Here is a 21,778-nt window from a genome sequence, read left to right as displayed (position 1 = left end):
TCAGGCCGTTTCCAGGCGGTCGCGGCCCTTTTCCTTGGCCTGGTACAGCGCGTCGTCGACGCGCTTGAAGAAGGCTTCGGCATCGCCGTCGCGCTGCGCGTCGTAGCAGCCGACGCCGAGGCTGGCGGTGAGCGGCAAGCGCTCGCCCTTGAGCACCAGGCCCTTGGCCGCCAGGTCGCGGCGGAAATCCTCGGCCAGCTTGGACGCCTGCTTCAGCCCGGTGTCGGGCATCAGCACGCCGAACTCCTCGCCCCCTAGGCGCAGCAACGCATCGCTGTCGCGGCGGAACACCTCGCGCATGCGCTCGGCGAACTGCTGCAGGCACTGGTCGCCCATGGCGTGGCCGTGCTCGTCGTTGATGCGCTTGAAGAAGTCGATGTCCAGGAGCACCAGCGACAGCGGCGAGCCCTGGCGCGAGGCGGTGGCGACCATGGCCGGGAACAGGTTGTTGAACTGATAGCGGTTGCCCAGTTGGGTGAGGCCGTCGGTGCGGCTCAGGGCGTCCAGGCGCTGGCGCTGTTCCAGCAGTTGCAGCTCCAGCTCCACGGTGCCCAGGTATTCGCGGTGGCTGCGCGACAGCGCCAGCACCAGGTAGCTGAGGTAGAAGGCCAGGGTCACCAGCTCGGCCCGCTGCGGCTCGGGGTGGATGCCTAGGGCGATCAGGCCGGGCAGGTACAGCAGCAGGATGGCGACCACGGCGCGGCGCCGGCGCATGGCGAAGTTGAAGGCCATGGCGGTACTGAAGGCGATGGTGCTGAGGGTGGCGATGATCCGCGAGTCGGCGAAGTCGGAGGTCAGCAGCACCCAGGCGTGGGCCAGGCCCCAGGCCAGGCAGGTGGCGAGGATCAGCGTCCAGTGGCGGTTGAGCCAGCCCAGCAGCTCCAGTTCCGAGCCGTTCTTCGGCGGCACGTGGAGGATGCGCGCGGCCAGCATCAGGCCGAAGAACAGGGTGCCGGCGAGGCCGAGGCCGAGGTAGTGCAGGGGCGTGGCGCTGAACAGCCAGGCGAGCAGCCAGGCCAGCAGGTAGTAGAGGCCGCCGAGGCGCGTGCGGATGCGGGTGTCCTGGATCTCGCGCCAGAGGGCGAAACCCTCGGGGTGTTGCGGCAGCTCTGCGTCAGTCATGTGTTGTGATCACAAATACGGCTGGATCGGCAGAGCTTATCGCGTTCCTCGGCCGATAGCAGCACATGGCTATCGCAGTTCGTCAGCCGCGACGGATCATCCACACGCCGCCGATGATCAGCACCATCCCCGCGATCTTGCCGAGGCTGATGGGCGCCTCGCGGTAGCCGACCCAGCCGTAGTGGTCGAGCACCAGGGCCATGCTCAACTGGCCGGCGAGGACCAGGGCCATGAACAGCATGGCGCCGATGCGGGGGCCGGCGAAGGCGGCGGTGGCGATGAACACGGCGCCCAGCAGGCCACCGCTCCAGTGCCACCAGGTGAGCCCCTTCAGCGCCGCGAAGCTGGGCAGCTCGCGCTGCACGGCGGCCACCGCGAAGAGCGCCAGGGTGCCCACCAGGAAGGAAATCAGCGCGGCGCTCATGACGCTGGACACCTGCTTCGACAGCAGGCCGTTGATACCGGCCTGCAACGGCAGGAAGGCACCGGCGATGAAGGGCAGGGCGAGCAGCCACCAGGCACTGGGCATGGGTATCTCCTGTTTTCGGGGGGCGCACAGTATGCCGCCCGCCCCCCGGGCTGTCGCCCGTCAGCGCATCAGGGCCACTGCATCTCGCCCTTGAGCACCTTGGCGCTGAGCTCCAGGTCGGCCTCGCCGGCCAGGCCCGGGTAGCGCTTCTTCATGGCGGCGATCAGCGCGGCGGCGTCCTTGGCCTTGGGCAGTTCCTGCTCCAGCGCCTTCAGGTAGTCGCGGGTGAAGCGCAGGTCGTCGAGACCGGCGGCGCGTTCGCCCAGGTAGTGGCCGGGGATCACCTGCTCGGGCTTCTGCGCTTCGATGCGGTCCAGCGCGGCGACCCAGTTGCGGCGCGATTCGGCGCTCTGCGAGTCGGCGGTCCACACGTGCATGTTGCCGCTCACCAGTACGCCGCCCAGCTGGGTGTGCAGCGAGGGCACCCACAGGCTGGTGTGGGCCGGGTCGGCGCTGTCCAGGCCGATCACCTGGATGCGCTGGCCTTCCAGCTCCAGGCTGTCGCCTTCCAGCAGCTTCGGCACCACCAGGGCCTTGGGGGCTCCGTCCTTGAGGATCGGGCCCCAGTAGGCGAGCTTCAGGTCCTTGGTGGCCTGGATGTGCTCGATGGTCGGCGCGGTGGCCAGCACCTTGGCCTCGGGGAAGGCGCGCAGCAGGGTGTCCAGGCCGAAGTAGAAGTCCGGGTCGCCGTGGCTGATGAAGATGGTGGTCAGGCGCTTGCCGCTGGCCTGGATGCGGCGCACCAGTTCGTCGGCCTCGTGGCTGGAGAACTGCGCGTCCACCAGCAGGGCGTCGTGCTCGCCGAGGATCAGCGACGAGGTGACCGGGAACACGGCCTTGTCGCCGGGGTTGTAGACCTGCAGTTGCAGGGGCTGGGCCAGGGCGCTGCCGGTGGCGGCGATCAGGGCGGCGCCGGCCAGCAGGCGGCGCAGGGAAGCGAAGGGGCCATTGCGAAATCCTCGATGGAAGAGGCGCCCAGGATAGTTGCTCGTAATGCAGCTAAAAACGCCATAATCCGCACTTGTTTGTTGCACATTCCGAGCGTTGAAATGGACCGGATAACCGCCATGCGGGTCTTCGTCGAGGTGGTGGAGCGGGGCAGCCAGACCGCCGCCGCCGAAGCCCTGGAAATGTCACGGGCGATGGTCTCGCGCCATCTCGCCGCGCTCGAGGAGTGGGCCGGCGCGCGCCTCTTGCACCGCAGCACCCGGCGCCTGAGCCTGACCGGCACCGGTGAGCAGATGCTGCCGCAGTGTCGCGAGCTCTGCGCCCTGGCCGATGCCATGCAGCACCTGGGCCGGGACAGCCGCGAGGCGCCGCGCGGGCGCTTGCGCGTCACCTGCAGCCAGTCCTTCGCACAGGCCTGGCTGGTGCACGAGATCGGCCGCTTCCAGGTGCACTGCCCGGGCGTGAGCGTCGACCTGCTGGTCAGCAGCCAGGCGGTGAACCTGATCGAGGAGCGCGTGGACCTGGCGCTGCGCATCACCAACCAGCTCGACCCCAACCTGGTGGCCCGCAAGCTCGCCACCTGCCGCTCGGTGGTCTGCGCCACCCCGGCCTACCTCGCCCGCCATGGCTTGCCGCGCAGCCCCGAGGACCTCGCCCGGCACAACTGCCTGACCTACTCCTTCTTCGGCCGCAGCCTCTGGGCCTTCTTCCGCGACGGCGAACCCTGCGCGGTGCCGGTGGACGGCAGCCTCAGCGCCAATGAGTCCATGGTGCTGCTGGAGGCCACCCTGGCCGACCAGGGCATCAGCCTGCAGCCACGCTACTCGGTGGCCGCGCACCTGCGCTCCGGCGCCCTGGTCCCCCTGCTGCCGGGCTACGAGCCCCAGGAGCTGGGCATCTACGCCCTCTACGGCACCCGCCGGCAGATGCCCACGGCCCTGCGTCTGCTGCTCGACCACCTGGCCGAACGGCTACAGGACGACCCCGACTGGGACGTTTGAGCCGCAGCTTCCCGGGCTGAAGCCCGGGCTACGGTCCGGTGGCTGCCGGGCACGGCTGCTTCTGTGGAAGCGGATTCATTCGCCCGGCGGAGAGCTTCGCGAGCAGAGCTCGCTCCTACGAGGGGGCTGGGCACTGCTTTCTCTTTGTGGGAGCGGATTCATCCGCGAAAAAGCCGCCGGGTTGCACCCGACCTACGGCCTGGCATTCGTAGGATGGCGTAGAGCGCAGCGAAACCCATCGAGCGGAGTGACAGGCGTGCCCCTAGAGCCGCGCCGCCAATTCCGCGCCTTCGCGTATCGCCCGCTTGGCGTCCAGCTCACCGGCACGGCGGGCGCCGCCGATCAGGTGCAGGCGCAGGTGGTCGGAGCCCTGCACCGGTTGCAGCTCGCACAGCGGCTCCTGGCCGGCGCAGATCACCACGTTGTCCACAGGCAGCACCTGTTCCCGGCCCTCGATCTCGATGTGCAGGCCGTCGTTGTCGATGCGCCGGTAGGCGACCCCGCCGAGCATGTGCACGCCGTTGCGCGCCAGGTGGGCGCGGTGCACCCAGCCGCTGGTCTTGCCCAGGCCACTGCCGAGGGCGCCGGGCTTGCGTTGCAGCAGCCAGATTTCCCGCTGCGGCTTGGTGGGCTCGGCTGCCACCAGGCCGCCCGGCGTGCTGCCGCCCAAGTCGATGCCCCATTCCGCGCGCCAGCGCTCCGGGCTGGGGCCCCGCTCGTGAAGCAGGTAGGCGGCGAGGTCGAAGCCGATGCCACCCGCGCCGATCAGCGCCACTCGCGGGCCCACAGTGGCGCCTTGCAGCACCTGCAGGTAGCTGAGCACCTTGGCGTGATAGATGCCCTCGATGGCCGGCAGGCGCGGGCGCACGCCGGTGGCGACTACCACGTCGTCGTAGTGGCCGCTGAGCTCGCCGGGGGCGATGCGCCGGCCCAGCACCAGCTCCACGCCCAGGCGCTGCAGGCGGGTGCGGAAGTAGCGCAGGGTCTCGTCGAACTCTTCCTTGCCGGGAATGCGCCGGGCCAGGTTGAACTGCCCGCCGATGGTGTCGGCGGCCTCGAACAGGGTGACCCGGTGCCCGCGTTCGGCGGCCACGCAGGCTGCGGAAAGCCCCGCCGGGCCCGCACCGACCACGGCGATGCGCTTGTGCTGGCGGGCGCGGGAATAGCGCAGCTCGGTCTCGTGGGCGGCGCGCGGGTTGACCAGGCAACTGGCGCGGCGGTTGGCGAAGGCGTGGTCGAGGCAGGCCTGGTTGCAGGCGATGCAGGTGTTGATCTCGTCACCCTGGCCGGCGGCGGCCTTGGCCACGAACTGCGGGTCGGCCAGCAGCGGGCGGGCCATGGACACCAGGTCCGCCTGGCCGCTGGCGACGATGGCCTCGGCCAGCTCCGGGGTGTTGATGCGGTTGCTGGCGATCAGCGGGATGCGCAGCTCCTGGCGCAGCCGCGCGGTGACCTCGACGAAGGCGCCGCGGGGCACCGAGGTGACGATGGTCGGCACCCGCGATTCGTGCCAGCCGATGCCGGTGTTGAGCAGGGTGAGGCCGGCGTCCTGCAGGGCGAGGGCGATTTCGCGCACCTCGTCCCAGGTGTTGCCGCCTTCCACCAGGTCCAGCAGCGACAGGCGATAGCCGAGGATGAAGCGCTCGCCAGCCATGCGGCGGATGCGCCGGACGATCTCCAGCGCGAGGCGCATGCGGTTTTCCAGGCTGCCGCCCCAGCGGTCGCGGCGCTGGTTGGTGCGCGGGCAGAGGAACTGGTTGAGCAGGTAACCCTCGCTGCCCATCACCTCGACGCCGTCGTAGGCGGCCGCCTTGGCCAGGCGCGCACAACGCACGAAGGCACGGATGGTCTTCTCGATGCCGCGCTCGCTCAGCTCCCTCGGGGCGAACCAACTGATGGGCGACTTGAGCGGCGAGGCCGAGACCACCAGCGGGTGGTAGCCATAGCGCCCGGCGTGGAGGATCTGCAGCAGGATGCGCCCGCCCTCGGCGTGCACCGCCTGGGTCAGGCGTCGGTGCGCCGGCACCTCCATGCCGCCGGTGAGGCTGCTGCCCAGGGGCAGCAACCAGCCCTCGCGGTTGGGCGCGAAGCCGCCGGTGATGATCAGCCCGACGCCGCCCCGGGCGCGCTCGCGGTAGTAGGCGGCGAGCTTGCCGAAGTCCCACAGGCGGTCTTCCAGCCCGGTGTGCATCGAGCCCATCACCACGCGGTTGCGCAGCTGGACGAAGCCGAGGTCGAGGGGAGACAGCAGATGCGGGTAGGGCGATGGGCTGTGCATGGGGCGCCGTCGTGGAAGGGGAACGGACCCTCACCATAGAAAGATGCGCGGACGCGGTGAACGGCCCGGCTGACGGCATCGCCAGGCATTTCGGTCAAGGGCTGTTGTGCCCGGCGCCTTTGCGCGGCGTGCTTCAGTGGGGCTTATGGTCCCGGGCTACGGGGATTGCAGCCAGTGGGGGACATCGCGCGCTTCATGCAGAACCCGCCACACATCGATGCTGCCTTCACGCTCGATGTAGAAGATCAGATAGGGAAAGCGCTTCAGGGCCCAGGTGCGCAGCCCGGGCAGGTCGAGTTCGTGTGCGTAGCGTGAAGACCCGGATTCCGGGTGTCGCGCAATAAGCCTGTAGGCGCGTTCGAGTGCATCGATGAAGCGAAGTGCCGCCTGCTCGGCGTCTTCGCTCAGGTAGTGGCGGATGATGTCGTCGACATCCTGGCTGGCTCGTACCCGCGGAACGACGGTCCTGGCCTTCATGCTTGGCCGTTGCGCACCCGGTTGCGCAGCCTCTCGAAGTAATGCTCGTCAGCCGGGGCTTCAGGTGCGGAAGTGGCGCCCTCCAGCAGCAGGCCGCGCAGGCGCTGGCGGTCCTGATCCTTGCGGATCAGCTCGCGCACGTATTCGCTGCTGGTGCCATAGCCGCGTTGGCTGACCTGCTCATCGACGAAGCTCTTGAGCGCCTCGGGCAGGGAGATGTTCATGGTGCTCATTGGGGAGCTCCTCATTGGCAAATTTTGCCAAGGAAGCTTAGCACTGGGCTTCCCGATATATCCGTTTGCCGGGTATCAGCTGGCAGCGATCCGCATGAGGTTCCCCAGCCCGAACAGCAGGATGACCGCTACCCACAGGCATTTGCAGAAGAACGGGAAGCGGCGGGGGCGGAGTTGCAGCAGTTGCCCCCTGACGAACATCGGGTCGAGTGCGATGGCGCTGAACAGGGCGATGATGGCCAGCCATTCACAGAGGCCGCGCACCATCATGGACGTGCTTTCGAGGGCGGCGATGAACGGCAGGGTGATCAGCGCGTAGGTCAGGGCGAAGCCGAGAAGGCAGAGCACCGAGACGCGCTGCCTGGGGTTGAGGGCGTTCCATTCCAGCATGGCCACGATCCTGAGAGGGCAGCGGATCATAGGTGATGTCGCGGCAGCGATGGTCGGCACCGATTCATTTTTCTGCGTCAGCACCTCACTTGGCTTTCGATCTCAGCCCCTCACCGGCCCGCCTTCATCGCCACCCTGTATCCCGCCCGCTTCATGCATGGCCGCCGTGGCCCGGCCGAGGATGGCGCCGACCACCTCGTCCTTCCCGTCGGTGTAGGCGTCTCGATCGGTGGGGAAGCGCTCGGCGAGCTGGCGCTTGACCCGGGCGTACTCGGCGGCGTCCTCGGGGTGGTTGCGCAGGTGGTCGCGGAACAGCAGGTGGCGCACGGCGTTGGCCTGGGTCATCACGTGGACGTGGTGGGTACGGCCCCTGCCCCTGGGGGGCATGCCCTTGACGAAGAACATGCGGTCGGTGGCCGGGTTGTCGCGCCAGAACTGGTAGCCGAGCGCTTCCAGCGGGGCGACCAGGCGCTGCCAGTCGTAGCCGGGCGGGGGCAGAAGGAGGATGTCGATCACCGGCTTGGCGGCGAGGCCGGGGACCGAGGTGCTGCCGAAGTGCTCCAGGCGCAGGCCCGGGATCGCCAGGGCGTCGCTGATGGCGGTGGCTTCCTCGCGGTAGCGGCGGGGCCAGTCGGGGTCCGGGTCGACCACCTCGATGCGGTCGCTGCCTGCATTGCTCCAGTGGGTGCCGTCGAAGGTGGGTTCATCGGCTGGCGGGGTCATCCCTGTTCCTGGCATGGCGGTCAGTCGCTCGGGGTCAGTGCGCGGTCCATCAGCACCAGGGCGACGCGACGGCCGTCCGGGTCTTGGCGTTCGGCGATGCCGTTGAGCTGGTAGCCCAGGCGGGCATAGAGCAGCAGCCCGGCGGCGTTGGCGTTGAAGCAGGAGATGCGCAGGCGGGTGGCGTGGTAGTGCTCGCGGGCGAGGTTCTCCATGACGCCGACCAGGTACTGGGCCACGCCGTGGCCCCGCGCCCAGGGCGCGACCATGAGGTTGCCGAGGGCGCAGAAGTCGTTGTGCTGCCACTGGTAGAAGTTGGCGAAGCCGGCGACGCGGCCCTCCAGCAGCACCACGGTGTTGTCGCGGCGCTCGGCCATCACCGCGGCGAGCTGGCCGACGGTGAGCGGCCAGATGCCCTTGGGGTAGCAGAAGAACAGTTCGTCGCGGTCCTGGGGGAAGCCGACGACCTCGTCGAGATCGGCGGCCTGGGCGGGGCGGTGGCTGAGGGCGGTATCGAGTGCGGTCATCGGTGCTCGGTCATTGCGGAGGGTATTGGGCGAGGACCTTGGCGACGGTCTCGCGGATCGCGGCTTCGCGTTCGGCCGGGGTCGGCGGGTCGGTGCGCATGATCTGCCCGGCGCTGCCGCGCCAGACCAGCTTGCCGTCCTTGCCGTCGTAGAGGTCGACCTGGAGGGTGGCGACCTTGTAGTCGTAGGTGCGGGTCTCGGTCATCGCCGGGCCGCCCCAGTAGTTGCCCCAGTAACCGCCCCAGTAGCCGCCGTAGCCGGTGGTCACCTGCTGCTGACGATCGTCGACGATCAGCCAGCTCTGCACCTTGAGGTCCCCGGCCGCGCCGTTGGCGGCGGGACGCAGGCCGCGCTGGTCGAGCTGCTGGGCCACGGCTTCGCGGATGCGCTGCTCGGTGAGGTCGCTCTTGATGCGCGGGTCGTCGGGGCTGTACTGCAGCGCGGGCTCCTTCCAGCTCCAGCTGCGGTAGGCGGCGAAGTCGCGGTTGCGGTCGTAGTCGCGGTTGATCTCGTAGCTCTGGCAGGCGGCCAGGAGCAGGAGGGCGGAAGCGATGAACAGACGGCGGAACATGGTTGGATCTCCTCTGCCGGAATCACTATCCAAGCGCAAGCCAGAGCGGCCGGCAAGAAGATTTCGTGCAGGCCGGCAATGGCGTGCATGTGGATCGCGACGGCGCGCGGCGGTTCCGCTTTTCGGGCCGCGAAGCGGTGGTCGGGTCGCCTTCACGGCTCAGCGCGGCGGGTAGTTCTCCAGGGCTTCCCTGATGGCTTCGCGCAGCGCGGTGGTGCGGTCGCTGCGGCTGCCGCTGGCATCGCTCTCGGCGCTGCCGCTCCACACCGGCTGGTTGTCGCGGGCGTCGTAGAACTCCAGGTAGACCACCGCCACTTCCTGCTCGTAGGTGCGCACCAGGGGCACGGTGGCCCAGGCGCCGTACTGGTCGCGGTAGGGGCCGTTGCCGTAGTAGGCGCCGCTGGAGTCGTTGTACTGGCGCAGGCGCTTCTCGAAACGAAGGCTGGCGGCGACCTTGAGGTCGGCGGCGGCGGGCTCGCGGGACTGGCGCAGGCCGTGCTGGTCCAGCCCGGAGTTGACGATGTCGACCATCTGCTCCGGCGTCGCCCAGCTGTTGCCGGCGGGCAGGCGGCCGTTGAGCCAGGTCCAGTTGCGGTAGCGGCCGAAGTCGCGCGGCGGCGCCGGGTAGGCGGAGCGGTCGAAGGTGGTGGCCGCCTCCGGTGGGGCCGGCGGCATCGGCCTGGATTCGGCCTTGTAGGGGTTGGCGCTCTGGCAGCCGGCGAGGGCCAGCAGGGCGAGGGCGGTGAATGCAGGAAGGGCAGTGCGTTTCATGGGGCCTCCGTCGAGGCGAGCCCGCAGCGGGCTCTCTTATTGGGGTCTGCAGATCCAGTGCAGGTACCGCCCCAACCCCATGAAGCTCGGGTGGCGACGGTGGGCCAGCTCCATTTCCAGGAGGTCGACCAACTCGGCCTTGGCCTGGAATTCACTCGGCATGTAGTCATGGAAGACCCGCACGCCGCTCCGGGTTTCGACCTGCCACAGGCCGTCGAGTTGCCCGGCCAGCTCCCTCGGGTCCAGCGGCTGTTGCGGAGTCAGGCTCTGGCCTTCGCCGGCGAAGCGGTTGCGCCGCAGCTTGCGGAAATGCCCCTTGAGCAGGTTGCGGTAGATCAGCGCATCACGATTGTAGAACGCCAGGGACAACCAGCCGCCCGGCGCCGTCAGCTGGTGCAGCACGGGGAGGATGGCGTGGGGCTCGGCGAGCCATTCCAGCACGGCGTGGCAGAGCACCAGGTCGTAGGGCTCGGTGAGCTGGCCGAGCAACTCCTGCCAGGGCGCTTGGATGAAGGTGGCCTCGACGCCGGCCTCGGCGAAGCGCGCGCGGGCACCTTCGAGCATGGGCTCGGCGGGTTCGGCGAGGGTCACCTGGTGGCCGCGCTGCGCCAGCCACAGGCTCATGTGGCCGAGGCCGGCGCCGACATCCAGCACCCGCAGCGGGCGGTCGGGCAGGGCCTCGGCGAGGTCGGCCTGGAGCACCGCGAGGCGGATGGCGCCCTTGGCGCCGCCGTAGATCTTCTCGGCGAAGCGCGTGGCGAGTTCGTCGAAGTGGCGGTCGTCGGGGTCGGGGCGCTCATCGGACGAAGCGCCTCTCGCTGTCGGCCAGCTTGGCGCGGACCGCCTGCTCCATGTCGATGCCCAGTTCGCTGCACATCAGCAGCAGGTAGAGGACGATGTCGCCCACTTCCTGGCCGGCGTGTTCGAGCGCGTCGGCGGGCAACTGGCGGGACTGGTCCTCGCTCAGCCACTGGAAGATTTCCACGAGTTCGGCCATCTCGACGCTGGCGGCCATGGCCAGGTTCTTCGGGCTGTGGAATGGCCGCCAATCGTTGTGGTCACGGATGGCGTGCAGGCGTTGGGTCAGTTCTGCGAGGTTCATGCGGCTCTCCTGGAGCCGCATAGCTTGGTGCGGCGGCTGGCGCCGCGCAAGCGTCGGCCGTCAGCCCTGCAGCGGGCCCCAGCTGCCGGCCATGTGCGGAAGGTCGTCCTTGCCGCGCAGGGCGAACTGGCCCAGGGCGGCGGGCGCGCTGGCCAGCAGGCGCACCTCGGCGGGTAGCAGCACCGGCTTCTGGAAGCGCACCTCCACTTCGTAGCCGGCATCGGGCAGGCGCGGGGCGAGGGCGGCCAGGGTGCGCGCCTTGTTCCACAGGCCGTGGGCGATGGCGCGGGGGAAGCCGAACAGCTTGGCGGTGGGCGCCGAGAGGTGGATGGGGTTGTAGTCGCCGGCGACCTTGGCGTAGCGCCGGCCGATGTCCGTCGGGGCGCGCCAGTGGTCGATCTCTTCCAGCGCCAGGGCTTCGCTTTCCGCACGCTCGGGGGCGCTGCCATCGAGGCGCATGCCGCGGAAGAGGATGCGGCTGTCGCCTTCCCAGAGCAGGCCGAGCTGGTCTTCCAGGCGGGTGATCAGGCTGAAGGTCACGCCCTTGTCATGGGGGCGCAGGCCCTCCACCGCGACGCTGACGCGGAAGGGCCCGAGGCCGCCGAGGGTGCGCAATACGCGGATACGATTCTCCAGGTGCACCAGGCCCAGCAACGGGAAGGGGAAACGCTTGTCGGTGAGCAGTTGCATCTGCAGCGGGAAGGCGAGGATGTGCGGGTAGGTGGGCGGCAGCTGGCCGTTGTCCTTGAAGCCGCAGACCTGCCGGTAGCGCGCCAGGCGCCGGGCGTCCACGTCCACCTGGCTGCGCAGGCCGAGGTCCGGCAGGGTGCGGCCGGTGGCGCCACGGCGCAGGGCTGCGCGGGCGAACAGGCCGGGCAGGGCGGGTGGTGCGGGCAGGTCGAGCCAGTCGGTGGCCATGGGCAGTCTCCTCGTTGCGGACCGGTGCAGCTTAGCCGCCCGCAGGCGGGGTGCATTGGCCGTGGGGCAGGGGGCGCTGGCAGGCGAGTCAATCCGTCTGCAATCGCTATCCGCGCCTTGAGCGGGGGGCCTGAAGATGCATAAGATGGCCCCCGCCCCGCATAACAAGAACATTCAGAAAATGATGCGTGATCTGACCGACGACGTGGCGCTGATGCGCCCGGTGATCGACGCCCTGCGAGCCAGCGGTGCCGACCCTGACAAGGTGCTGGTGCGTGTCGGCCTGCCGCCGGGCGGGCTGCCCGCCGGCCGCTTCCCCCATGCGGCGCAGACCCAGTTCTGGAAGGCCGCCGCCGAGGAGTGCGCCGAGGAACACGTCGGCCTGCACCTGGCCGGTCACCTGCCGGCCTTCCACGGGCTGCTGCTCGAATACCTCTTCCTCTCCAGCGAGACCTTCGGCGAAGGCCTGCGCCACGCGCTGCGCTACGTGCGGCTGCTGTCCGACACCCTCAACGCGCGCCTGGAGGTCGAGGGCGAGCGCGCCGTGCTGTCCCTGGGGCAGGACGCCAGCATCAACCGCCACTTCCCGGAGATGCTCGCCGGCGCTGTGATCCGCCTGTTCGACGCCCTCACCGAGGGCGATTTCAAGGCCTGCGAAGTGCAGCTGATGCACACCGAGGGCGCGGCCGCCGAGCGTTACCTGGCGGTGTACGGCTGCCCCGCGCGCCTCGGCGCCGAGCGCTACGCGCTGGTGTTCGATGCCGCCGTGCTGGACAAACCCTCGCGCCACGCCGCCCCGGAACTGCTGCGCATGCACGAATCCCTGGCCCGTCGCCAACTGGCCGAAGTGGAACGCCTGGACCTGGTGCGCAAGGTGCGCGAGCTGATCGGCGAACTGCTGGTAGACGGCGGCGCCACCCTGGAACAGGTCGCCGCCCGCCTCAACATGCCCGCCCGCCGCCTGCGCGAACGCCTGGCCATGGCCGGCGTGCGCTTCAACGACCTGGTCACCGACTACCGCTGCCGGCTGGCCAAGGAACTGCTGCTGAAAACCGACGAGCGCATCGAAGTGATAGTCGAGCGCACCGGCTTCTCCGAACCGAGCACCTTCTACCGCGCCTTCAAGCGCTGGGTGGGGGAGACGCCGGTGGAGTTCCGGCGACGGGGGAGGCCAGCCGGAGGCTAGCTGGAAGCAGCAAGTTTCAAGCCGCAAGCAAGGGCCGCGCGTAGGGTGGGCTTCAGCCCACCGATCACACCGCAACATCAAAGCCGGGCACAGGTCCCGGCTTTTTTCTTGTCGCTTGCTGCTTGAAGCTTGCAGCTGCCGTCAGGCCCCCAACAAACTCTGCCCACACACCCGCATCACCTGCCCAGTCAGCGAGCCGGAGCTGGGCTGGGCGAACCAGGCCACGGCTTCGGCGACGTCCTGGGGCAGGCCGCCCTGGCTCATGGAGTTCATGCGGCGGCCGGCTTCGCGGATGGTCAGGGGGATGGCGGCGGTCATCTGGGTCTCGATGAAGCCCGGCGCGACGGCGTTGATGGTGATGCCGCGCTTGGCCAGGGCCGGGGCCCAGGCCTGTGCCAGGCCGATCACGCCGGCCTTGCTCACCGCGTAGTTGGTCTGGCCCATGTTGCCGGCGATGCCGCTGATGGAGGCGATCAGCACCACGCGGCCGTTGTCGTGCAGCTTGCCGGCGTCGAGCAGGGCCTGGGTCAGCACCTGCGGGGCGTTGAGGTTGACGTTGATCACCGAGTCCCAGAAGGCATCGCTCATCTTCGCCAGGGTCTTGTCGCGGGTGATGCCGGCGTTGTGCACCACGATGTCGAGGCCGTCGGGCAGCGCCTCCACCAGCTGCGCGGCGGCGTCGGCGGCGCAGATGTCCAGGGCGATGCCGCGCCCGCCCAGGCGGGCGGCCAGGGCGTCGAGGGATTCCTTGGCCTGGGGCACGTCCAGCAGCACCACCTCGGCGCCGTCGCGGGCGAGGGTTTCGGCGATGGCCGCGCCGATGCCGCGGGAGGCGCCGGTGACCAGTGCCTTCAGGCCATTGAGCGGGCGGCTCCAGTCCCTGACCTGGGCACTGCTGGCCGAGAGGCGCAGCACCTGGCCGGAAACGTAGGCGCTCTTGGGCGAGAGGAAGAAGCGCAGGGCGCCTTCGAGCTGGTCCTCGGCACCCTTGCCGACATACACCAGCTGCACGTTGCCGCCGCGGCGGATCTCCTTGCCCAGGGAACGGGTGAAGCCTTCCAACGAGCGCTGCACGGCGGCGGCCACGGTGTCCTTCAGCGACTCCGGCGGGCGGCCCAGGACCACCACGCGCGGGCACTTGCCCAGGCCCTTGAAGGCCGGCTGGAAGAAGTTGCGCAGCTCGATCAGCTGCTCGAAACGGGTCAGGCCACTGGCGTCGAACACCAGCGCCTTGAGTTTGGGGCCGTGCTCGGCGGTCCAGCGGGCCAGGCCGAAGCGGCCCTCCTCGGTGGCGAAGGACTGGTCGGTGAGCTTGTTCAGCACAGCGCTGGCGGCTTCGGCCAGGGCCCCTTCACCCCCCAGCAGCAGGGCGCCATCCACCGGCCGGGTGCGGCCCGCCATCCAGCGCTCCAGGCGCATCGGCGCGGGCAGCCCGAGGGCGCCGACCAGGCGTCGGCCGGCATTGGAGTTGGCGAAGGCGAGATAACGGTCGGACATGGGGGCAGGCTCCTGCACGCATAAGAAGTGGGGCTCACTCTACGCAGACAACACAATCGCGCAATTGACCGTGTTGACCACTCTGTTGGCAAGGCGGCCAATGCGACGGCCAGGCGGGCGGCTAGTCTTGTGGCCAACGTTGCGCACCGCAATCCATTCCCCAGGCAAGGAGTCACCCATGACCCAGCTGCGCCGGGTCGCCATCGTCGGCGGCAATCGCATTCCGTTCGCCCGTTCCAACACGGTGTACGCCACCGCCACCAACCAGCAGATGCTCACCAGCGCGCTGGAAGGCCTGGTGGAGCGCTACAACCTGCACGGCGAGCGCATCGGCGAGTTCGTCGCCGGTGCCGTGCTCAAGCATTCCCGTGACTTCAACCTGGCCCGCGAATGCGTGCTGGGTTCGCGCCTGGCCCCGGAGACCAGCGCCTACGACATCCAGCAGGCCTGCGGTACCGGCCTGGAGGCCGCCATCCTGGTGGCCAACAAGATCGCCCTCGGGCAGATCGACAGCGGCATCGCCGGCGGCGTCGACACCACCTCCGACGCGCCCATCGGCGTGCACGAGGAGCTGCGCAAGATCCTCCTGGAGGCCAATCGCGGCAAGACCACCGGCGACAAGATCAAGAGCCTGCTCAAGGTGCGCCCGCGCCACCTGGCGCCGCACATCCCGCGTAACGGCGAGCCGCGCACCGGGCTGTCCATGGGCGAGTCCTGCGAGCTGATGGCACAGACCTGGTCCATCCCGCGTGACGAGCAGGACGCCCTGGCCGTGGCCAGCCACCAGAAGCTCGCCGCGGCCTATGCCGAAGGCTGGCAGAACGACCTGCTGACCCCCTTCCTCGGCCTGACCCGCGACCAGAACCTGCGCGCGGACATCAACCCGGAGAAGCTCGCCACCCTCAAGCCGGTGTTCGAGAAGGGGCCGCGCGGCACCCTGACCGCCGCCAACTCCACCCCGCTCACCGACGGCGCCTCGGTGGTGCTGCTGGCCAGCGAGGAGTGGGCCAGGGCACGCGGCCTGCCGATCCTCGCCTACTTCAAGGACGGCGAGGCGGCGGCGGTTGATTTCGTCAGCGGCAAGGAAGGGCTGCTGATGGCGCCGGTCTATGCGGTGCCGCGCCTCCTGGCACGCAACGGCCTGACCCTGCAGGACTTCGACTACTACGAGATCCACGAGGCCTTCGCCGCCCAGGTGCTCTGCACCCTCAAGGCCTGGGAAGACGCCGACTACTGCAAGACCCGCCTCGGCCTCGACCAGCCGCTGGGCTCGATCGACCGCAGCAAGATGAACGTCAAGGGCAGCTCCCTGGCCGCCGGCCACCCCTTCGCCGCCACCGGCGGGCGCATCGTCGCCAACCTGTCGAAGCTGCTTTCGGTGGCGGAAAAGGGGCGCGGGCTGATCTCGATCTGCGCCGCAGGCGGCCAAGGTGTGACCGCGATCCTCGAAAAGTAATCCAATACCCGTGGCCGCAATTCATCGCTGGCCGCGTGATGTAAGCAACTCCGTGATTTAGGGCGGCCCACTGGTTGGGCCGCCCTTTTTTTCGCCCGTTTTTCGAGGGCGCACGCGCCGAAGGTTGGCGCCGAGCGCAGCGAGGCCCAACGGTGCGATGCCCGGGCCAGCCTGCGTCAGGCGGCGCTTGCCTGTGCCCTGGCCAACGCGTGGCCGCGGCTGGCGTAGCGCTCGGCCATCACCGAGCAGACGATCAGCTGCATCTGGTGGTAGAGCATGATCGGCAGCAGGATCAGGCCCAGTGCCGGGTTGGCGCCGAAGATGATCGCCGCCATGGGCGCGCCGGCCGCCAGGGATTTCTTGGTGGCGCAGAACACCGCCGCGATCTCGTCCTCATGGTTGAAGCCCAGCGCCCGTGCCGAACGGGTGGTGGCCCAGAGCATCGCCGCCAGCAGCAGGGCGCTGCCGACGAAGGCGATGACCAGGGTGGCCGGCCCCTGCTGCTGCCAGATGCCGCCGGCCACCGAATCGCTGAACGAGGCGAACACCAGCAGCAGGATCACCAGCTTGTCGAACACCGCCGTGTAGCGCTTGTAGCGGGCGAAGAACCTGCCCCACAGCGGGCGCAGCGCCTGGCCCAGCACCAGCGGCAGGAGCAGCAGCAGGCTCAGGTCGATCAGCGTCTCGCCCAAGTCGATGCCGCCGTTGGCGTCGGCCACCAGGCTGATCAGCCAGGGCGTGAGGAACACCCCCAGTAGGCTCGACAGGCTGGCGTTGAGGATCGCCGCCGGTACGTTGCCGCCCGCGCTGCCGGTCAGCGCCACCGAGGAGGAGATGGTCGAGGGCAGGGCGCAGAGGTAGAAGAAGCCCAGCATCAGCGCCGGCGGCAGGTGCGTGCCGAACAGCCGGTCCACCGCCAGCCAGGCCAGCGGGAACAGGCCGAAGGTGAACACCTGCACCATGATGTGCAGGCGCCAGTTGCTCAGGCCCTTGCGGATCTGCTCGGTGGACAGGTTGATCCCGTGCAGGAAGAACACCAGGAACACCCCGGCGTTGATCAGGCTTTCGGCATGCAGCGTGCCGCCGTGGCGGCCGATGTCCGGGAACAGCCAGGCCAGCGCCACGGCCAGCAGCATGCCGCCGAGGAACCAGTCGGTGACCAGGCGCTTGAGGGGTTTGAGTGCCGACATGGAACCTCCGGGCAGCCGATGGGATTGAGGCGGCAGGTTAACGGGCGCACAATCCGGCCGTCTAACGACAGCGGATCAGAAGATGTCGCCAAACGGACAGCTCGACCTGCAACGCAGCATCCCCGACCTCAGCGCGTTGCCCCGGCCCCTCTACGCCCGTGCGGAAAGCCTGCGCGCCGGCTCCTGGACGGCGCGCCACAGCCATGACTGGGTGCAGCTCTCCTACGCCATCAGCGGCGTGCTCGGTGTGCACACCGCCGCCGGCAGCTTCTTCGCCCCGCCGCATTGGGCGATCTGGGTGCCGGCGGGCCTGGAGCACGAGGTGGTCACCTCCATGCATGCCGAGATGCGCAGCCTCTACGTGCGCCGCGACGCCTGCACCTGGGCGCCGGACCACTGCCGGGTGCTGGAGGTGACGCCGCTGGCGCGTGAGCTGATCAAGGGCTTCTGCGAACTGCCGGTGGAATACCCCGAGGGCGACAGCCCCGAAGCCCGCCTGGTGGCGGTGCTGCTGGACCAGCTGCGTGCCCTGCCGGAGGCGGGCTTCTCCCTGCCCATGCCCTGCGAGCCGCGCCTGCTGCGCCTGTGCAACGAACTGGTGGCCCAGCCCGACCTGGCCCGCCCCCTCAGCGAATGGGCCGGCCTGCTCGCCATGTCGGAAAAGACCCTGATGCGCGCCTTCCAGCGCGAGACCGGGCTCAGTTTCCGCCAATGGCGCCAGCGCCTGCGCCTGCTCGCCGCCCTGCAACCGCTGGAGCAGGGCGACAGCGTCACCCAGGTCGCCCTCGGCAGCGGCTACGACTCGCCCTCGGCCTTCATCGCCGCCTTCAAGGGCCTGTTCGGGGTGACGCCGGGGGAGCTGTTCCGCTGACGCAGCCCGCTCCGACAGGTCCTTGAGTCGGGTGCGGTTTCCCTGAGCCCCGCGAAACCCATTGGCTCCGGTGATGGGTTTGGCTCTGTCTGCGTTAGCTGTTGTGGATTTCGAAAAGGCTCAAGCACGGTCCTTTCAGGGCCATTCTGGATTCCTGCAACGCCCGCCGCATGGGTTTCGCTTCGCTCTACACCATCCTACGAAAGCCGCCCGCCGCTGCGTTTACCCGGTGGTGAGGCAGCGGCAAAAAGCCCCTCCGCAAGACTCGGCAATCAACCGGGCTCCAAATCCTCTAGCAACACTTAACGCAGACAGAGCCATGGGTTTCGCTCCGCTCGACCCACCCTGCGGGAGTTGCAGGCGCACTCGGGCGCTCGACTCCACTGAACGCCGGGCCCCGCCTTTCCAACCGCCGGCCGCTGGCTAAGCTGAATTGCGGTGGACGAGCACAAGGACAGACCCATGTTGCGTGCCTCTGTTTGGCTGGTGCTGATGCTGCTGGCGCCCCTGGTGCTGGGCGGGTCCGCGCGGCTCGACTTCGATGCGGGCGAGGCGGCCTGGCTGCAGGACCACCCGCGCGTGCGCGTCGGCGTGCCGCGCCATGGCTGGCCGCCGTTCGACCTGGTCGACGCCGACGGCAGCTACCAGGGCATCAGTGCCGACTTCCTGCGCCTGGTGGGGGAGCGCCTCGGCCTGGGCATCGAGCCGGTGCTCTTCGATGACTGGCAGCAGGCCCAGGACGCACTGCGCGAGCGCCGTGTCGATGTCCTGCCATCCATGGCCAAGGTGGCCTCGCGGGAATCCTGGGCGGCCTTCAGCGAGCCCTACCTGGTCAGTACCAGCCTGCTCTTCACCCGTCGCGAGAGTGCATGGCAGGGGCTGGGCGACCTGGCCGGCAAGCGTGTCGCGGTGGAGCGTGGCTACGCCGTGCAGGGCAAGCTGCGCGAGCGTGCACCGGGGCTGTTGCTGGTGGAGGCGGCCGACACCGAGGCGGCGTTGCGCGCCGTGTCCTCCGGGCGCGCCGATGCCTACGTGGGCAACATGATCGTCGCCAGCTACCTGATCCGGCAGCTCAACCTGAGCAACCTGGAGCTGCGCGGCGAGTCCGGCCTGGGCAGCAGCCAGCTGCACTTCGCCGTGCGCCGCGACTGGCAGCAGCTGGCCGGGCTGATCGACCACGCCCTGGCCAGTATCGACCGCGAGGAGCGCGAGGCGATCATGGATCGCTGGCTGCCACCGCTCACCGAGTTCAACTGGCGCAAGGCCGCGGAGGTGGGCTGGCCCTATGCGCTGGGGGTGATCGCCCTGGTGGGCTTCGTGCTGCTGTGGAACCGCCGGCTGGCGGTGCAGGTGGAGGAACGCCGCCGCGCCGAGGCCGAGGCGGAACGCCAGCGCAGCACCCTGCTGGCGCTGGTCAACGCCATCCCCGACCCGATCTGGTTCAAGGACGCCGATGGCCGCTACCTTGGCGCCAACCAGGCGTTCGCCGACCTCATCGGCCAGAGCCGCGAGGCACTGCAGGGGCGCACCGACGCCGAACTGCTGCCCACCGAACGGGCGCGCATGCGGCTGATCCAGGACCAGGCGGCGCTGGCCCTGAGCCTGCCGTTCGAGAGCGAGGACTGGGTGGTGCAGCGCGATGGACGCAAGGTGCTGTTCGACACCATCCGCGCCACCTTCCAGGACGACAAGGGCCAGTTGCTGGGCCTGGTGGGCGTCAGCCGCGACGTCACCGCGCGCAAGCACAGCGAAGAGGCCCTGGCCCAGGCCAAGGAACTGGCCGAGGAAGCGGCCCGGACGAAGGCCGACTTCCTCGCCAACATGAGCCACGAGATCCGCACCCCGATGAACGCCATCATCGGCATGACCCACCTGGCCCTGCGGGCGGGCCCCGAACCCCGGCAGCGCGAGTACCTGGGCAAGATCCAGCAGGCCAGCCAGCACCTGATGGGGGTGATCAACGACATCCTCGACTTCTCCCGCATCGAGGCCGGCAAGCTGAACATCGAGCGCATCGACTTCGACCTGCAGCAGGTGCTGGAGAACCTCTCCGGGCTGGTCAGCGAGAAGGCCGCCTGCAAGCAACTGGAACTGGTGTTCAACGTCGACCCGCAACTGCCCCTGCAACTGGTGGGCGACCCGCTGCGCATCGGCCAGATCCTCATCAACTACGCCAACAACGCGGTCAAGTTCACCGAGCAGGGCGAGGTGGAGGTGATCGTCCGCGGTGAGCCGCGTGGCGGGCGCGAGCTGGAGCTGTACCTGGCGGTGCGCGACACCGGCATCGGCCTCGACGCCGAGCAGCAGGGGCGCCTGTTCGAATCCTTCCAGCAGGCGGACAACTCCACCACCCGGCGCTATGGCGGCTCCGGCCTGGGCCTGGCCATCTGCCGGCGCCTGGCCGAGGCCATGGGCGGCGAGGTCGGCGTCGACAGCCGGGTGGGCGTCGGCAGCCTGTTCTGGTGCCGGCTGCCGGTGCAGGTTTCCGCGCGCCAGCCCCACGAGCTGTTGCTGCAGCCCGACCTGCTCGATCGCCGGGTGCTGGTGGTGGACGACAACGACGCCGCGCGCCAGGTGATCAACGACATGCTCGCCAGCCTGGCGCTGCGGGTCGAGGCGGTGCAGTCCGGCGAGGAGGCGCTGCTGCGGGTCGCCGAGGCCGAGCGCGAGGGCGACCCGTTCGAGATCGTCTTCATCGACTGGCAGATGCCCGGGCTGGACGGTGTCGAGACCGCCCGCCGCCTGCGCCTGCTGGGCCTGGCCAAGCCGCCGCGCCTGCTGCTGGTCACCGCCCATGGCTTCGACGACCTGGGCGACACCGGCAAGGCCGGCATCGATGAGGTGCTGCACAAGCCGCTGAACCCGTCGGTGCTGCTGGAGGCTTCCCTCAGCAGCCTGGGACGGCGGCGCAGTCCCGAGCCGACCGGCACCGTCGCGCTGCTGGAGGCCATGCCGCGCTTCGAGAACCAGCGCGTGCTGCTGGTCGAGGACCACGCGCTGAACCGCGAGGTGGCCACCGCGCTGCTGGAGGAGAGCGGCCTGCGCATCGACCAGGCGGAGAACGGGCTGGATGCCATCGACCGCCTGCGCTGGCAGCCGCCCGACTACTACGCGCTGGTGCTGATGGACATGCAGATGCCGGAGATGGACGGCCTGGAAGCCACCCGCGAGCTGCGCCGTGACCCGCGCCTGCGCGACCTGCCGATCATCGCCATGACCGCCAACGCCCTGCCCGGGGACCGCGAACGTTGCCTCCAGGCGGGCATGAACGACCACGTCGGCAAGCCCATCGAGCCCCTGGAGCTGTGGGCCACCCTCCGCCGCTGGCTGCGCAGCGACGGGCCGCGGGGCGAGGTGAAGACGGGCGCCGCCGTCGGCCTGCCGGACTGGCGGCTTCCGGGCATCGACCTCGCCAGCGGCCTGCGCCGGGTGCTGGGCAAGCAGCAGGCCTACCTGGGGCTGCTGGGCAAGTTCGCCAAGGGCCAGCGCCAGTTCGTCGGCGAATTGCGCCAGGCCCTCGGCGATGGCGACCGCGAGCGCGCCGAGCGCCTGGCCCACAGCCTGCGCGGGCTGGCCGGCAACCTGGGCGCGGCGCAGTTGCAGGCCCAGGCCGGTGAGCTGGAGCGCGGCATCCGCCAGGGGGCGCGCCTGGCCCAGCTGGAGCGCCCATTGCTGGAGCTGGAACCGCCGTTGCTGGCGCTGGTCGGAGCCATCGATGAACTCCTGCGCGAGCAACGCCCGGAGCCCGAGGCCGCCGCCTGCGACCCGACGCACCTGGTGCCCCTGTGCAAGCGGCTGGCGCAGCTGTTCGAAGACGACGATCCGCGCGCCGGAAAGCTCTTCGAAGAACAGGCGCAATTGCTGCGCAGCGCCTTCAATGAAGGCTATGGCCCCCTGGAGGCGGCGGTGCGGGGTTACGACTTCGAGACCGCCCTGGCGGTGCTGCGGGAGATGGCGGGGCAACGCGACATTTCACTCTGACGAGGTGCGC

The 21,778-nt window shown here is 69.4% G+C and carries 21 protein-coding genes; 5 read left to right on the top strand and 16 right to left on the bottom strand.

The genetic code is table 11. The annotated features are described in order from the left end of the window. From PHLH3_RS26720 to PHLH3_RS26710, 3 genes are all read right to left on the bottom strand, one after another. The gene (locus tag PHLH3_RS26720) at nucleotides 1–1,122 is read right to left on the bottom strand and encodes a sensor domain-containing diguanylate cyclase (protein ID WP_213626436.1); all 1,122 of its coding nucleotides are present in this window, start codon (nucleotides 1,120–1,122) and stop codon (nucleotides 1–3) included. Between the two features lie 82 nt (nucleotides 1,123–1,204). Continuing rightward, nucleotides 1,205–1,651: a DMT family transporter gene (locus PHLH3_RS26715; RefSeq protein ID WP_173171554.1), complete on the bottom strand. Its 447-nt coding sequence runs from the start codon at nucleotides 1,649–1,651 to the stop codon at nucleotides 1,205–1,207. 68 nt (nucleotides 1,652–1,719) lie between these two features. Continuing rightward, nucleotides 1,720–2,574: an MBL fold metallo-hydrolase gene (locus tag PHLH3_RS26710; RefSeq protein ID WP_244863099.1), complete on the bottom strand. Its 855-nt coding sequence runs from the start codon at nucleotides 2,572–2,574 to the stop codon at nucleotides 1,720–1,722. A gap of 126 nt (nucleotides 2,575–2,700) precedes the next feature. On the opposite strand from PHLH3_RS26710, the gene PHLH3_RS26705 reads away from it, so the two are divergent. After that, nucleotides 2,701–3,600 (top strand): LysR family transcriptional regulator, encoded by a 900-nt coding sequence (locus tag PHLH3_RS26705; protein ID WP_213626435.1) that lies wholly within the window; start codon nucleotides 2,701–2,703, stop codon nucleotides 3,598–3,600. Between the two features lie 262 nt (nucleotides 3,601–3,862). Here the strand turns inward: PHLH3_RS26705 and PHLH3_RS26700 are convergent, their stop codons facing one another. The 11 genes from PHLH3_RS26700 to PHLH3_RS26650 all read right to left on the bottom strand — a co-directional run bounded on the left by PHLH3_RS26700 (nucleotide 3,863) and on the right by PHLH3_RS26650 (nucleotide 11,587). Then, complete coding sequence (locus PHLH3_RS26700; protein WP_213626432.1) at nucleotides 3,863–5,878, bottom strand: NADPH-dependent 2,4-dienoyl-CoA reductase; 2,016 nt, start codon at nucleotides 5,876–5,878, stop codon at nucleotides 3,863–3,865. A gap of 156 nt (nucleotides 5,879–6,034) precedes the next feature. Next, a complete protein-coding gene (locus tag PHLH3_RS26695) occupies nucleotides 6,035–6,355 on the bottom strand; it encodes a type II toxin-antitoxin system RelE/ParE family toxin (protein ID WP_213626430.1) in 321 nt (106 codons plus the stop codon). Further along, the gene (locus PHLH3_RS26690; RefSeq protein ID WP_213626428.1) at nucleotides 6,352–6,588 is read right to left on the bottom strand and encodes a type II toxin-antitoxin system ParD family antitoxin; all 237 of its coding nucleotides are present in this window, start codon (nucleotides 6,586–6,588) and stop codon (nucleotides 6,352–6,354) included. Before PHLH3_RS26690 ends, PHLH3_RS26695 begins: the two co-directional genes overlap by 4 nt. A 75-nt stretch (nucleotides 6,589–6,663) precedes the next feature. After that, the gene (locus PHLH3_RS26685; protein WP_213626426.1) at nucleotides 6,664–6,978 is read right to left on the bottom strand and encodes a hypothetical protein; all 315 of its coding nucleotides are present in this window, start codon (nucleotides 6,976–6,978) and stop codon (nucleotides 6,664–6,666) included. Nucleotides 6,979–7,080: 102 nt separating this feature from the next. Next, complete coding sequence (locus PHLH3_RS26680; RefSeq protein ID WP_213626424.1) at nucleotides 7,081–7,701, bottom strand: GrpB family protein; 621 nt, start codon at nucleotides 7,699–7,701, stop codon at nucleotides 7,081–7,083. A gap of 20 nt (nucleotides 7,702–7,721) precedes the next feature. Continuing rightward, nucleotides 7,722–8,225: a GNAT family N-acetyltransferase gene (locus PHLH3_RS26675; RefSeq protein WP_213626422.1), complete on the bottom strand. Its 504-nt coding sequence runs from the start codon at nucleotides 8,223–8,225 to the stop codon at nucleotides 7,722–7,724. Between the two features lie 10 nt (nucleotides 8,226–8,235). Further along, a complete protein-coding gene (locus PHLH3_RS26670) occupies nucleotides 8,236–8,796 on the bottom strand; it encodes a DUF4136 domain-containing protein (RefSeq protein WP_213626420.1) in 561 nt (186 codons plus the stop codon). A 159-nt stretch (nucleotides 8,797–8,955) separates the two neighbouring features. Further along, entirely contained in the window at nucleotides 8,956–9,567 is a 612-nt protein-coding gene (locus PHLH3_RS26665; protein ID WP_173171570.1) for a DUF4136 domain-containing protein, read from the bottom strand. A 36-nt stretch (nucleotides 9,568–9,603) separates the two neighbouring features. Further along, nucleotides 9,604–10,305 carry a methyltransferase domain-containing protein gene (locus PHLH3_RS26660; RefSeq protein ID WP_213630693.1) on the bottom strand — a complete coding sequence of 234 codons (702 nt, stop codon included), beginning with the start codon at nucleotides 10,303–10,305 and terminating at the stop codon, nucleotides 9,604–9,606. A gap of 58 nt (nucleotides 10,306–10,363) precedes the next feature. Further along, nucleotides 10,364–10,669 carry a nucleotide pyrophosphohydrolase gene (locus PHLH3_RS26655; RefSeq protein ID WP_213626419.1) on the bottom strand — a complete coding sequence of 102 codons (306 nt, stop codon included), beginning with the start codon at nucleotides 10,667–10,669 and terminating at the stop codon, nucleotides 10,364–10,366. A gap of 60 nt (nucleotides 10,670–10,729) precedes the next feature. After that, the gene (locus tag PHLH3_RS26650) at nucleotides 10,730–11,587 is read right to left on the bottom strand and encodes a MaoC/PaaZ C-terminal domain-containing protein (protein ID WP_213626417.1); all 858 of its coding nucleotides are present in this window, start codon (nucleotides 11,585–11,587) and stop codon (nucleotides 10,730–10,732) included. Between the two features lie 184 nt (nucleotides 11,588–11,771). Between PHLH3_RS26650 and PHLH3_RS26645 the strand changes: the two genes are divergently transcribed. Beyond that, nucleotides 11,772–12,773 (top strand): AraC family transcriptional regulator, encoded by a 1,002-nt coding sequence (locus PHLH3_RS26645; protein WP_213630691.1) that lies wholly within the window; start codon nucleotides 11,772–11,774, stop codon nucleotides 12,771–12,773. Nucleotides 12,774–12,914: 141 nt separating this feature from the next. Here PHLH3_RS26645 and PHLH3_RS26640 read toward each other — a convergent pair whose 3' ends face one another. After that, complete coding sequence (locus PHLH3_RS26640; RefSeq protein ID WP_213626415.1) at nucleotides 12,915–14,270, bottom strand: 3-oxoacyl-ACP reductase; 1,356 nt, start codon at nucleotides 14,268–14,270, stop codon at nucleotides 12,915–12,917. Nucleotides 14,271–14,448: 178 nt separating this feature from the next. Here PHLH3_RS26640 and PHLH3_RS26635 point away from each other — a divergent pair, with 178 nt between their 5' ends. Then, nucleotides 14,449–15,726, top strand: coding sequence for an acetyl-CoA C-acetyltransferase (locus tag PHLH3_RS26635; protein WP_213626413.1), 1,278 nt, complete (start codon nucleotides 14,449–14,451; stop codon nucleotides 15,724–15,726). A 176-nt stretch (nucleotides 15,727–15,902) separates the two neighbouring features. Here the strand turns inward: PHLH3_RS26635 and PHLH3_RS26630 are convergent, their stop codons facing one another. Beyond that, nucleotides 15,903–16,916: a bile acid:sodium symporter family protein gene (locus PHLH3_RS26630; protein WP_213626412.1), complete on the bottom strand. Its 1,014-nt coding sequence runs from the start codon at nucleotides 16,914–16,916 to the stop codon at nucleotides 15,903–15,905. Nucleotides 16,917–16,998: 82 nt separating this feature from the next. Here PHLH3_RS26630 and PHLH3_RS26625 point away from each other — a divergent pair, with 82 nt between their 5' ends. Together PHLH3_RS26625 and PHLH3_RS26620 are read left to right on the top strand one after the other, a co-directional pair. Further along, nucleotides 16,999–17,787, top strand: a complete 789-nt coding sequence (locus tag PHLH3_RS26625) for a helix-turn-helix transcriptional regulator (RefSeq protein ID WP_213626411.1) — start codon at nucleotides 16,999–17,001, stop codon at nucleotides 17,785–17,787. 462 nt (nucleotides 17,788–18,249) lie between these two features. Continuing rightward, the gene (locus PHLH3_RS26620) at nucleotides 18,250–21,768 is read left to right on the top strand and encodes a response regulator (protein ID WP_213626410.1); all 3,519 of its coding nucleotides are present in this window, start codon (nucleotides 18,250–18,252) and stop codon (nucleotides 21,766–21,768) included. The last annotated feature ends 10 nt before the right edge of the window (nucleotides 21,769–21,778 follow it).

The sequence above is a fragment of the Pseudomonas sp. Pc102 genome, assembly GCF_018408275.1.
Lineage (GTDB): Bacteria > Pseudomonadota > Gammaproteobacteria > Pseudomonadales > Pseudomonadaceae > Metapseudomonas > Metapseudomonas tohonis.
Note: the sequence above shows the minus strand (reverse complement) of the source record. Positions and strands in the feature narration are given on the sequence as shown.